At 40.3% G+C, this 13460-nt stretch carries 11 protein-coding genes and 1 pseudogene; 4 read left to right on the forward strand and 8 right to left on the reverse strand.

What is annotated here, in order from left to right; all coding sequences use genetic code 11:
• Positions 1 to 52 precede the first annotated feature (52 nt).
• Positions 53 to 712, forward strand: a pseudogene (locus ACYQY7_RS10345) (aldo/keto reductase); the annotation flags it as partial.
• 45 nt (positions 713 to 757) lie between these two features.
• On the opposite strand, the gene ACYQY7_RS10350 reads toward ACYQY7_RS10345, so the two are convergent.
• From ACYQY7_RS10350 to ACYQY7_RS10365, 4 genes are all read right to left on the reverse strand, one after another.
• A complete protein-coding gene (locus ACYQY7_RS10350) occupies positions 758 to 1663 on the reverse strand; it encodes a CobW family GTP-binding protein (protein WP_461201950.1) in 906 nt (301 codons plus the stop codon).
• A 157-nt stretch (positions 1664 to 1820) separates the two neighbouring features.
• Positions 1821 to 2918 (reverse strand): GerAB/ArcD/ProY family transporter, encoded by a 1098-nt coding sequence (locus ACYQY7_RS10355; RefSeq protein ID WP_461201951.1) that lies wholly within the window; start codon positions 2916 to 2918, stop codon positions 1821 to 1823.
• A gap of 15 nt (positions 2919 to 2933) precedes the next feature.
• Positions 2934 to 4130 (reverse strand): Ger(x)C family spore germination protein, encoded by a 1197-nt coding sequence (locus tag ACYQY7_RS10360; protein WP_461201969.1) that lies wholly within the window; start codon positions 4128 to 4130, stop codon positions 2934 to 2936.
• Complete coding sequence (locus ACYQY7_RS10365; protein ID WP_461201952.1) at positions 4126 to 5718, reverse strand: spore germination protein; 1593 nt, start codon at positions 5716 to 5718, stop codon at positions 4126 to 4128. Before ACYQY7_RS10365 ends, ACYQY7_RS10360 begins: the two co-directional genes overlap by 5 nt.
• 128 nt (positions 5719 to 5846) lie before the next feature.
• Here ACYQY7_RS10365 and ACYQY7_RS10370 point away from each other — a divergent pair, with 128 nt between their 5' ends.
• Positions 5847 to 6092 (forward strand): hypothetical protein, encoded by a 246-nt coding sequence (locus tag ACYQY7_RS10370; RefSeq protein WP_461201953.1) that lies wholly within the window; start codon positions 5847 to 5849, stop codon positions 6090 to 6092.
• Here the strand turns inward: ACYQY7_RS10370 and ACYQY7_RS10375 are convergent.
• Together ACYQY7_RS10375 and ACYQY7_RS10380 are read right to left on the reverse strand one after the other, a co-directional pair.
• On the reverse strand, positions 6089 to 7231 hold the full coding sequence (locus ACYQY7_RS10375; RefSeq protein WP_461201954.1) for a TIGR04053 family radical SAM/SPASM domain-containing protein: 1143 nt from the start codon (positions 7229 to 7231) through the stop codon (positions 6089 to 6091). The genes ACYQY7_RS10370 and ACYQY7_RS10375 overlap by 4 nt on opposite strands.
• A 119-nt stretch (positions 7232 to 7350) precedes the next feature.
• Entirely contained in the window at positions 7351 to 8175 is an 825-nt protein-coding gene (locus ACYQY7_RS10380; RefSeq protein WP_461201955.1) for an undecaprenyl-diphosphate phosphatase, read from the reverse strand.
• Between the two features lie 209 nt (positions 8176 to 8384).
• Here ACYQY7_RS10380 and ACYQY7_RS10385 point away from each other — a divergent pair, with 209 nt between their 5' ends.
• Both ACYQY7_RS10385 and katG read left to right on the forward strand, forming a co-directional pair.
• Positions 8385 to 8516 (forward strand): hypothetical protein, encoded by a 132-nt coding sequence (locus tag ACYQY7_RS10385; protein WP_461201956.1) that lies wholly within the window; start codon positions 8385 to 8387, stop codon positions 8514 to 8516.
• A 231-nt stretch (positions 8517 to 8747) separates the two neighbouring features.
• Positions 8748 to 10934, forward strand: coding sequence for a catalase/peroxidase HPI (gene katG / locus ACYQY7_RS10390; RefSeq protein ID WP_461201957.1), 2187 nt, complete (start codon positions 8748 to 8750; stop codon positions 10932 to 10934).
• Positions 10935 to 11198: 264 nt separating this feature from the next.
• Here katG and ACYQY7_RS10395 read toward each other — a convergent pair whose 3' ends face one another.
• Together ACYQY7_RS10395 and ACYQY7_RS10400 are read right to left on the reverse strand one after the other, a co-directional pair.
• Positions 11199 to 11840: a tetratricopeptide repeat protein gene (locus tag ACYQY7_RS10395; protein WP_461201958.1), complete on the reverse strand. Its 642-nt coding sequence runs from the start codon at positions 11838 to 11840 to the stop codon at positions 11199 to 11201.
• Between the two features lie 207 nt (positions 11841 to 12047).
• Positions 12048 to 13421 carry a M20/M25/M40 family metallo-hydrolase gene (locus ACYQY7_RS10400; protein WP_461201959.1) on the reverse strand — a complete coding sequence of 458 codons (1374 nt, stop codon included), beginning with the start codon at positions 13419 to 13421 and terminating at the stop codon, positions 12048 to 12050.
• Between the last annotated feature and the right edge of the window lie 39 nt (positions 13422 to 13460).

Here is a 13460-nt window from a genome sequence, read left to right on the forward strand (position 1 = left end):
CTTTATAAATAATTAATAGATTATTTATAAAGTTTTGTAAGTTTTCTGTAACGGTGTCGGTCAGGCGATTCGTGAATCGGGCATTCCACGCCATCAAATTTTTGTTACAACAAAAGTATGGAACAGTGATCAAGGGTATGAGGCGACATTAAAAGCATTTGACACAAGCCTAAAAAAACTTGGCTTTGATTATATTGATTTGTACTTAGTACATTGGCCTGTCAAAGGAAAATATAAAGAAACGTACAAGGCGCTTGAAAAGTTATATAAAGACGGTTTTGTGCGTGCGATCGGGGTTAGCAACTTCCAAATCCATCATTTAGAAGACATCCTTGCTGATTGTGAGATTAAACCGATGGTCAACCAAGTCGAGTTTCATCCACGTTTAACACAAAAACCGCTTCTTTCCTTTTGTAAACAACACGGCATTCAATTAGAAGCATGGTCACCACTTATGCGTGGCGGTGAATGGTTAAACGAGCCAATAATTGTAAACATTGCACAAAAATATAATAAAACTCCAGCCCAAGTCATTTTGCGCTGGGACTTGCAACATGAAGTCGTTACTATTCCAAAGTCTGTCACACCTCAACGAATCGCGCAAAACGCAAACATTTTTGACTTTGCATTAACGAAAGAAGAGATGGATGCGATTGATGCGCTAAACGAAAACCGCCGCATCGGTCCCGATCCGGATCATTTTGATTTTTAATTTATATGTTAAAAAAAGGTGTCCATAACGAGAAGGACACCTTTTTTACATATCTTGAAGCATTCTAATAATTTTTTCTTTATTAAGATCTGCACCAATAAATACAAGGTTATTTGGAAATGGAAAGGAAATCGGTACGATACACGGTTCGCCATAAGCATATTGAAAAATGTATGTTTGGCTTGTATCATCCATAAATCGAACAAAACCTTTTATTCGGAATATATTTTCTTCTATACGCTCAATCCACTTAAAAAAATCTTCTCGATGAATAGGCTTCTTAAACTCATATGTCATTGAACGAATGTGGAGATGTTTTTTCACATGTAAAACTTCATGTTTATTTGCTATTTCCATATCATCCCGTTCAAGTAACGCGTCAATATTTATTTTTCCATATGTAACACATTGTATATTAGCTCGAGGATTCAACGACTGTATCTCATCTACTGTACGATGTATTGTTAACATATCGACCCGATCACATTTATTTATAATTATGTTATCCGCATGTTTAATTTGTTCTGTCATTAATTTGAGTACTTTATTGGATAACTGATTACGGTTATACCATCGTTCCACATCGACAACAGTAATAATACACTTTATACAAATATATGAAGCAATTAAGGGAGAAAGACATGCATCAAACACTTCGATTGGATGAGCAACTCCTGTTGTCTCCACGTATACTACATCTGGTTTATGTTCTTTGTATAAAGACAACAATTCAATTTCTACTTCATCTTTCATCGTGCAACACACACAACCGTTTAGTACTTCCCTCAATGGTGTATTGTGATCGAGCAACAGCGAATCAACACCAAATTCTCCAAACTCATTCATTAACACACTAGCTTTCCGTCCCTTTTCGTGGTCATTTTTTAAAAGATGTTGCAATACAGTTGTTTTGCCAGTTCCTAAAAATCCCGATAAAATATATACATCCATAAAACAATTACCTCCCTCTAGAAATATTCCTTATTTTTTTATTATAAGACAAAATCGTAATGTTTACGATTTAAAAGATGCATACGCGCAGTTGTTATTTAAACGATAATAAAATGTTTGCAAGGTGCTTGGTTTATGTGATTAACCTTGCAAACATCTATTTATTGTTTATTCTATGCTTAACGATAACAATCAAAAGAAGCATACAAGGTATGACGATTTGAAGAGGAACATGCATATAAATTGTAACAATTCGTAACCCTTCTTTAATATGTTCAGAAAAATTGCTTGCAATGGCAAGAGACAAAAACAACACAGAAATGCCTAGCGGATAAACAAGACGTTGATATTCTTTCATCTCGAATAAGTCCGCGACTCCGACGACTCCTGCGTAAAAAAAGACACCGACTTTGAAAAATCCTCCGACAATTAATGCAATCATAAATAGTACGTCTAACCGTTCTAAAAAATTTGCCACGCGAATTTCCTGAATCGTATTTAGTAGTGGAAAAGTTGAACGTGAAACAATATCTGCGCCTAATACAGCTACATTCATTCCCATAATCATTGCTAAATTTATGCCACTTAACAATAATGCAAGAAACCCTGCCTTCCACACTTTTTCTCCCTTTTGTAAATAAGGAAAAATCATTGTAAACACAACGAGTTCTCCAAACGGAACATATAATGTTTGTGTAAATACAACATGAAAAATGCGCGGCCATCCCTCTTCTAATATTGGTTGTAAGCGGTGAAAATCTATTTCCCCCGCGATAATAATAAGCACGAACCCTAACATAAGTATCCAATAAAGGGAAAAGAAAAATAATTGACTCGCTCGTGCGATCACTTCAATTCCTTTATACACAGCATACATCACAGTCAACATCATGACCGCATTTAAAATAAACAAAGGTGTTTCAGGGTACGCAAACGTTAATAACAGCTCTCCAAAATCACGCAATACACGAGCAGAAATATATAAAAAATAAAGCACATATATGAGCGCAAGTACTTTTCCAAAAAAGGGACCGACAATGCGCTGACTATACGATGTAAACGGGAGATTCGGGTAGTACGTGAAAAGGCGATAGTAGACAAACAACAATCCGACACCGAAAACCATGCCGCATAAAATGGCGAGCCAAACATCTTGTTTCGCATCCACTCCAAGTGGAATAACCATTGCGCTACCATGTTCAAATAAAATTGCAAGCATAAATAGCTGTCGCGCACTTATACGCGCTCGTTCCACTTTCTCACCGCCTTTTCACTGAATATATGAACGAGTTCGCAATCCTGTTCTTCGAATAAATGATTCCACCTTTACTTGAACATCTAATTCCGGGAAATATTTATCATCCCACGTTTTTTTCATCTCCTTCCATTCTTTTGGATACGTACGATGGACAACTTCTCCAAACCCGAAAATATCGCTTTTTTTCTTTTGAGCAACATGTACCGCTTTTTCAATTTCTGCTTTAATCTCTTGTTGCATCACTTTTTCGAGTGCAACGATTTGTTTCGGATCTGTAAAGTCAATCGCAATAAATGTTTCACCAATATCTCCTTCTGTTTTAACCGTAACAAATATGATCGGCTTCCCATTTCTTAGTTGTGCTGTAACTTTTGTTTTTGCCCGCACTACTTTATAAGATACTGCCTCTTTTTCTTCTTTCCAATCAACTGTGACAACTGTCTGTTTTATTTTATCGAGAATCCATAATACTCCTCGTGCTTCTTCCTTTCCAACCCATCCGATAAGCTTTCCTCTTTTAAAAATAGCTAATTCAGCAGCCCGAAGACGTGCAGTAGGCTCCATCGTACGAACATTGTTTTGATCATCGCTATGCTTTCGATTTCCGTCTACATGAAAGCTGCTCATTATGACTTCCTTCCCAGCAAGCGAAAAACTTTCAATTACTTCTCGTAAACGAGTATTAACATTTTCCCCCCACATCATTTCTGTTAGTTCTAACGTTTTAATCATTTGATTTGCTGGGATTTTATCGATTGGCGTGAGCACAGATAACAATTGCTTTGCTGTTTGCTTGCGGGCAATAACAATATTTGCTGTTGGACGAAATTGCGGATTACGCTCAACAACATCAAAAATTTGCTGAATTCCTTCCTTCGCAAGTTCTTCCCCAATCACAACAAGATTCGTATGAGCGTAGTATGGAATGCGGGATATTTGCTTCGACGCTTTCCGACTCGCCTCCACTAACGTATCGCCTGTTGAAGTATACAAAGCCACCGGAAGCCCCGTACTTCCACCACCTCTTTGCGTCGCCCCTGCTACGTTCCCAGGATTGACGACTTGAAACGTCGACATATATTTTCCGTCCTTTTTATCTATACCAACTGCAATAATTAATGCTAGATCCCTTAACTCCTTTTTACTCCAACATCCGAAAAGTAGCGTACATATGAACAACATAAAAATAAGAAAAGGATATCGTTTAATTTTCATCCCCTTCTCTCCTCGTTTCCTGATTATGCTTCGGACGTTGTTCGTCCCCTTGACGAACGATATTTGTTTCTTCTGTGATGCCATGTGGTCGATCAGTTAATGCCCATAACGGAAAACGTACGAACGTATCACGTAAATTCGTTGGAATAAGCGGAGCGAGCGGCGTCATATACGGTACACCAAACGAACGAAGACTACATAAATGAATAGTCATCCAAATTAATCCAACTAAAATGCCGTAAAAACCAAATAACGCAGCTAACACCATTAACAAAAAACGAATGAGACGCGCGGAAACTGCAATGGCAAATGATGGTATAGCAAAACTAGCGATTGCTGTAATAGATACAACAATAACCATGACTGAAGAAACAAATCCCGCTTCGACCGCTGCTTGTCCAATGACTAGTGCGCCAACAATCGATACAGCTTGCCCAACAGTTCGGGGCAACCGCACTCCAGCCTCGCGTAAAATTTCAAACGTTACTTCCATAATAACGGCCTCTACAAACGCAGGGAACGGAACAGATTCACGTTGTGCAGCAATCGCAATAACGAGAGAAGTCGGAATCATTTCTTGATGAAATGTCGTCGCTGCAATATACAGAGACGGTGCAACAAGCGAGATGAAAAATACGAGTATGCGTAAAAAACGAAGTGCTGTTGCAATATCAAAACGTGCATAATAATCTTCAACCGCTTGAAAAAATTGAATAAACACCGCTGGCGCAATAAGAACAAAAGGTGTACCTTCTACAAAAATAGCAACACGTCCTTCTAATAAATTGGCTGCAACGCTATCCGGACGTTCTGTATGATAAATGGTTGGAAACGTCGTAAATGTTTCATCTTCAATGAGTTGTTCAATATAGCCGGATTCTAGTACACCGTCCATGCAGATGCGTTGCAGTCTGCTACGTACTTCTTCGACAATGTTGTCATCCGCAATTCCTTTCATATACATCATACGTACGTTTGTATGTGTCACTTCACCAACTGTAATGGCTTCTACCCATACATGTGGATGTTGAATGCGCCGTCGCACCATAGCTACATTTGTTCCTAACGATTCTGTAAACCCTTCGCGTGGTCCACGGATAGATAATTGTGTGCTCGGTTCTGTAATGGCGCGGTACTCTCCACCTTTTACCGCTATACTAATTGCCTCTTGCATACCATGAATAAATAAAATGCTTTCTCCAGACATGAGCAAGGAAAATATGTCATTCCATTGTTTAACACGTCTCGTCGTATTGGCTGTAGCTATCTTTTTCTCAATATAGTCTAATTGATTGCAACACGTTGAAGGAAACGACAGTTGTACACTTGCTTCAATTAACAATTGCTGAACCATATTTTCATCAACCATTCCACTAACAAAACAGAGGGCTGACGAAACATTGTCTTCCTTTCCGAGCAAAAAACAGCGAATGACAATATCTGCACTATTTCCCGTTATATTACGAATCTTTTCTATATTTGCATGTAAATCTAGCCCAATATTCCCATATATTCCTTCTTGCGCTACTTTATCATATTGATATACTTGCTTTTCGTTCTGATTTCTCAATCGTAACCACATTCGCCTCTCTCCATTCACTATCGCTTACGGTTATAATAAGCAATAAATACATATGTTATGCGAAAAGGAATAAAACACGTCAAAAAGTTGCACGCTAGTCCAAAAAAGATATTTATGGAGATGAGCAAATGAAACTTGTTGTCATTTCTGTTCTTATCCCTATGTTGTTAGGTGGCCTAGCCATCAGTATGAATGTATTGTTAGGGATGAGCATTTACCAAGCGTTTATTGATATTTTTAATCCATTTAGAGTGATGGAGCCCATCGAACTAGGCGTGTTGTTTTTTCTGATCGTCTTATGGATACTTGACACATACCTCCATCTGCTTCGAAAAACAAATCAAGAGAAAAAACCCGAACAGCGCTCGCGTTAAGCGAACACCGTTCGGGTTTTTGCTTTTCTCATCCCTAAAGGAACATATACGCAAAACGGTTCACTTTCCATATAATCACCTGTGACTGCATATGCGCGAGCACGCGATCCGCCACAAACGTAGCGAAATTCACAAATGCCGCATTTTCCTTTATATAAATCTGGTTGGCGTAATTGCTTCATCACTTCCGATTCGCGATAAATGCGCGATAAAGGTTGTTCACGTACGTTGCCGCATACGATCGGAAGTAAGCCACTTGGCATGACATCTCCTGTATGGGAAACGAAAACGAAGCCGTTACCATCATTCACGCCTTTTGGCGCTCGTTTTAAGCCGTCAATCATTGAAGCATGATCGGTCGTAATCGCATGCTCATAACGAATATCCCCTGCTTCAATTTGCTTTTCCCGCATTTTTTGTTGAATGACAACACGACGATAATGTTGTGCTGCTGTCGTTTTTATATCATACGGTGCCGTTTTACTTAACTCATACAACCAACGGAACACTTGTTCATGTTCCTCCGGGCTAATGCAATCATTCATTTGCCCACGACCTGTTGGCACGAGTAAAAAAATATACCACATTACTGCCTTTAACTCTGCAACTAATTTTGCCATTTGTTCTAAATGATCGTAGTTATAGCGCGAAATGACGGTATTAATTTGTAATGGCATATGTAGTTCATTTAAATAGCGAATGTTTTTAATCGTTAAATCAAACGATCCTGGTGTACCGCGAAATCGGTCGTGAATATCAGCCGTCGGTCCATCTAAGCTAAATGCCCAGCGCGACAGTCCAATCTCTTTTGCCTTTTTCATTTTTTCTTTCGTCACATTTGGTGTCGCACTCGGTGTAATCGAAACGCGCATCCCTTTTTCCATCGCATACTCGGCAAGATCAAACAAATCTTCACGCATCATACAGTCTCCGCCCGTAAATACAAGCATTGGATTGTTCATCTCATATATCTCATCAATTAATCGAAGACCTTCTTCGTGCGTTAACTCACGTGGATCTGGGACAGGTTGGGCATCGGCGCGACAATGTACACATTTTAACTGACACGCTCTCGTTACTTCCCAAATGACGATAAACGGATTTTTATCATAATCTACCGCATGCGCTTGTTTATGCATATTTCATCACCAGCTTTTCGTGTTATTTTTCACATTCATTATAGGCTTATTTTTTCATCATGCGTTCGTGCGTTTTTGACGACTTTTTAAACAAAAAATCTCCACAACATTCGTGGAGACTACGCAAAATAAACGATATAAATAACCGCTGCGAGCACGATGCGATAAATCGCAAATGGCACAAGGCGAACGCGGTTAATTAAACGCAAGAAAAAGCGAATAGCTAACAACGCAAAAACAAAAGCACTAATAAAACCGACAATGAAAAATGGTAAAGCATCCATCGTAATGTACTGCCAGTTTTTTAACAACGAAATGGCACTTGCTCCAGCCATAATCGGCACAGCCATAATAAATGTAAAATCAGCGGCAGCGCGATGACTCATTCCGACAAGTACACCACCTGAAATGGTCGAACCTGAACGTGAAAACCCAGGCCAAAGGGATAAGCATTGCACAAGACCGACAATGAAAGCTTGCTTATACGTTATATCATCTACTGTTTGCGCTACTTTCGTTCGCTTTCCGAAACGATCTGCTGCAATCATTAACAACGCCCCGAGCACAAGCCCGATGAGCACCGTTTCCGTTGAAAATAAATGTTCATCAATATAATCTTCAAATAAAACACCTAACACCCCAGCTGGCACAAGACCAATAAAAATGTGCATGAGCGTTAAATGTCGTCCTGTTTGTCTGTCACGCTTTCGCAAATGAAGCAACTCAAAAAACTTATCTTTAAACACAACAACGGCCGCTAAAACGGAACCGAGCTGAATGACAACTTTAAATGTGTTTGCCCCATATTTTCCTAAAAACTCGCTTGACTTTAGCCACACATCGTCAACAATAATCATATGACCTGTCGATGAAACAGGCGCAAACTCTGTTACTCCTTCGACTAGCCCTAAAATGAGCGCTTTCATTAATTCAATAATATGCATTCATGTCCATCCTTTCTTAATTGGTGAAATATGTATAATTTCTTTTCATGACCTACTTCATTGTACTACAAACGTTTTATTTCTACTACACGTACATACAAAATATCAAAACAATTCGCTAAAATAATTATATAACAGTTATTGATTTTTTTAATCTGTTATATTACAATGTAATTAACAAAAGAAACGTGTGAAAGGGGTTTTTATTTATGGATATGTACACAAAAGCTTATCAACGATACGTTGAAAAATGCCATGAGTTTGGTATCGAAGCGATCGATTTGATCGAATTTATTCGCAACTTAACAACAGAACAAGTGAAACATATGTTACAACACTAAAGATTGGAGTGAAACAATGAACGAAAAAACAGATGTAGACGTATAAGTCCCCCATTTTATTCTGCGAACAGAATGAAATGGGGGATTTTTATAATTTTTTAATAAAAATATTTTTTATACTTTACTATTAAATATTAATTTATTATAATTCTAATATGCTAATTATTATCACTATCAGTGATTAAGTAACTAGACTGTATTGATTTATATGCACGAAAGGGGAATAAAAGAATGGAAAACAAATGCCCGTTCCATGGAAGTGTGACGAGTCATACTTCAAACAAAACAACAAACAAAGACTGGTGGCCGAATCAATTAAACTTAAACATTCTTCATCAGCACGACCGAAAAACGAATCCTCATGACGAAACGTTCGATTATGCCGAACAATTTCAAACACTTGACTATTGGGCGTTAAAAGAAGATTTGCGCAAGCTCATGACGACAAGCCAAGATTGGTGGCCTGCTGACTACGGACATTACGGACCGTTGTTTATCCGCATGGCTTGGCATTCTGCAGGGACGTATCGCATTGGCGACGGACGAGGCGGCGCTTCAACCGGCACACAACGTTTCGCTCCGTTAAACAGTTGGCCAGACAACGCGAATTTAGATAAAGCACGCCGCCTATTGTGGCCGATTAAAAAGAAATACGGCGATAAAATTTCTTGGGCGGACTTGATCGTGTTAGCTGGCAACGTGGCGATCGAGTCTATGGGTGGAAAAACGATCGGTTTTGGCGCTGGCAGAGAGGATGTATGGCATCCAGAAGAAGATATTTATTGGGGAGCTGAAAAAGAATGGCTCGCCTCAGAACGATATACAGGCGACCGCGAACTAGAAAACCCGCTTGCCGCTGTTCAAATGGGACTCATTTATGTCAATCCAGAAGGTCCTGACGGCAAACCAGATCCGCTTGCGGCGGCACGTGACATTCGCGAGACGTTTAAACGGATGGGCATGAACGACGAAGAAACAGTGGCTCTCATCGCAGGCGGTCATACATTTGGTAAAGCCCATGGGGCTGGCGATGCGTCGCATGTCGGTCCTGATCCAGAAGCGGCTCCGATTGAAGCGCAAGGGTTAGGTTGGATGAGCTCGTACGGAAAAGGAAAAGGTCGCGATACGATTACGAGCGGTCTGGAAGGCGCTTGGACACCGACACCTACGCAGTGGGATAACAGCTATTTCGAGTTGCTCTTTGAATATGAATGGAAGCTCACGAAAAGCCCAGCTGGCGCGTATCAATGGGAAGCAATCAATTTAAAAGAAGAGCATTTCGCACCTGATGTAGAAGATGAAAATGTGAAAGTGCCGCCAATGATGTTGACGACCGATTTAGCGTTGCGCTTTGACCCAACATATGAAAAAATTGCTCGCCGTTTCTATGAGCATCCTGAAGCGTTCGCAGATGCATTTGCTCGCGCTTGGTTTAAACTCATTCACCGCGATATGGGTCCAAAAGTGAGATATCTCGGTCCGGAAGTGCCGAAAGAAGATTTCATTTGGCAAGATCCTATTCCAGAAGTAGATGTTGAATTAACGGATGCTGAAATCGAAGACATTAAAACGAAAATTTTACATTCAAGACTCACAGTGGATGAGCTTGTCAAAACAGCTTGGGCGTCCGCTAGCACGTTCCGCAATTCTGATAAACGTGGCGGCGCAAACGGCGCGCGCATTCGACTCGCCCCGCAAAAAGATTGGGAAGTGAACGAACCAGAACGACTCGCAAAAGTGCTTTCTGTTTATGAAGACATTCAGCGCGAGCTACCTAAAAAAGTAAGCATCGCTGATTTAATCGTGCTTGGCGGCAGCGCCGCGGTCGAAAAAGCAGCACGTGATGCTGGGTTTGACGTTCGCGTACCGTTTATGCCTGGACGAGGCGATGCAACAGAAGAACAAACGGATGTCGAAAGCTTTGCCGTATTAGAACCGTTTGCCGACGGATTCCGCAACTATCAAAAGAAGGCATACAGCGTCACGCCAGAGGAGCTTCTTGTAGATAAAGCGCAATTGCTCGGCTTAACTGCTCCAGAAATGACCGTATTAGTTGGCGGATTGCGCGTCTTAGGGGCAACGTACCGCGATTTGCCTCACGGAGTATTCACTGACCGCATCGGTGTGCTAACGAATGATTTCTTTGTCCACCTCGTCGATATGAACTATGAATGGATACCGAAAGAAGGCGGCATTTATGACATTCGCGACCGGAAAACAAAGGAAGCCCGCTGGACAGCAACTCGTGTCGACCTAGTGTTTGGATCGAACTCGATCCTTCGCTCATACGCCGAATTTTACGCCCAAGACGACAACAAAGAAAAATTTGTCCACGACTTTATTCAAGCTTGGGTGAAAGTGATGAACGCCGACCGCTTCGACCTGCGGAAAAAAACAAAAACATCAATCACGGTTTAAATGAAAAAAAGCAGGCGGACGATGTTGTCCCCTGCTTTTTATTTCTCATAAATAACAACCCCATCACGCGCAATTTGCCGTACGATTTCGTTATTCAACGAGCCAGCAAACAACACATCGAATGAATCAATAGAGCCCATCGGATCACTTAATCAATCCCTAACAAGAAAGATAAAAGACTAAACACAATAAGCGAAAATGCGTTGTTTATGTACATGTGTCTGTATCACACCCTTGCTTCCTAATTTATATCGACTATGTTAATTAGAAAAACGTTCGGCGGTTTGGATGATTTTGTTGGTTTTCTAACGAACGAACAAGCACATACCGTTGAAGTCCACGCGAAGTAGAAATGGCTAGTTTTCCATATCGCTCAGCTTCTTTTTGATCGCCATTTCGAAACGCCCTTTCTGCTTCTAATACATAACAAAACGGGTGTTTTTTTACTTTCTGTTTCAAATTCTCGAACCGATCTTCCTGTCCGCGCAACAGGGCAATCAATGCTTGATTATAATAACGGGCTTTCTCGTTTTGAATGTCGTTCGCCACATGTTCTGCTTCCTCTAATTCTCCCTGCTCTATGTATATATGGACAAGGGCTAGCTTTTTGGCTTCTGCATAACCTTTCTCTAGTTGTTCGGCATATTGCTCAGCTCGTTCAAACTGCTTATGTACTAATGCTTTCGTTAATGCATAATATGGATGTTTGATTCTTTTTTTTACATAACCTTCAACTAAATTTACGTTTTTTGTCCAAAAAAGAATATACATATGATAACAACCAATCCCTATAACAATCAAACTAATTATGACAATTCCGATCGACTTAGGAAACTGGACATTCAATACGTTTAGAAAAACTCCAATACTTGCACCGACAAGCGCCCAAAAAAGTAAATTTTTCATCCTCATACACATCTTTCCCTTCTCGTTGAAACATACTTTCGCCTTTTCCATTTTACTATAAATTCTCATAGATAGGACATACAGTCATTAAATTTATTTGTCAAACTTTTTTACACCACCAAAAAAGACGCCTAAGCGACGTCCTTTTTCATAACGCAAAATCGATCATTTCATCTGCTTCGATTTCACTTTTGACACTCTCTCCCTCTAGCAATGTTCCACTTTGACAACTTTTCGATCAACACGACGCACATCCCGTAACATTCTTGAAAAGTCTCGCCATTGATGAAGAACTGCTTGAACGAGCCGTACCGTCTCATAACAAGCATTCGTATCTAATATTTCATCGTCTGTATGTTCGCACTCGTATCCGACGGACAAGTTCACGCTTTGAATGCCATGTTGTGCCCAAATTTTCGTATCGCTACTTCCACCAGCTGTGCATTTCCAGCCAGTTAACCCGGCATTGTAAGCTACTTGTTCGAAAAACTGTCCGTATCGAATATCGCAAAATGGCTGAATCGTGCCCCATGACGTGACGATATCACCACTTCCCCGCCGATCAACGACAATTGCTGCATCAACGCCCCATAAAAAATATTCACTAAGCTTGCTTGCACCAACAAGACCGCACTCCTCTTCAACCGTAAAAACAAATTTAATCGTTCCGTTAAATGAAGATGTGTCAAGCCATTTCGCAATTTCAAGCAACACTGCCACCCCAGCGCGATCATCCGCTCCTAAAATTCCTTCACTGCTCGACCAAATCGCTCCTTGTTTAACAATCGTTCTTCCTGGCGCGAACGATTCTACCGTATCTAAATGCGCATTCAACAAAAGCGTTGGTCCATTCCCTGATTTATATGTCTTTTGCGCAAGCAAGTTCCCGTATCGATCGATTGTAATGTGATCGACATATGGTTCAAGTTTCTCATATACGACTGAGCGAATATGATGTTCATTTCCGCTTTCTCCTGAAACACTAAGCAACTCTTCCAACGTATACAAAAACAACATTTTCTGAATATATTGTTCGCCTTGTTCTAACCAATCGACTTGTACGTTTCTCATTTGCTCAGCGAGATCCAGAAGTCGTTCTCTTTTTGTCAAAAACACGACTTCAGGAAAACGAGACGGTCTCAAGCGCACATGGACTTGCAATGCGTGGAACAACTGCATCACTTTTTCCATATTGGTTTGCCCATCGAAAGATACATAAGGACGACGTCGGTCATGACCATCACAACAAGATACTGTACGCAATCCAAGACGATTCAACTCACGAATGACACCGCTCATATACGTATCTAACTCAAATACTTTCGGCTCCGCTACCCCGATTGCTTCCCAAACGCCACGCTCATAAAATTCCACTGCTTCAAGCCATTGTTTTTCGCTAATCGGCGGACTCACAATCGTTAATACATCGTCACAAAACGTATAATCGACATTCGCCATATCTAAACGTTTCAACAAAAACTCGACGTTTTCTTTTCTCTCATTTGCGCAAATAAACTCATTCGGACTTTTTTCCTCCAACATAAAACCTTGACGAATAAATAGTTGATTCCATGTTTTCATCTCATCATCGCTCCTTTTCCTTATTTACGAACTTAGTAT

The sequence above is a fragment of the Anoxybacillus sp. TBDG-1 genome, from assembly GCF_054815885.1.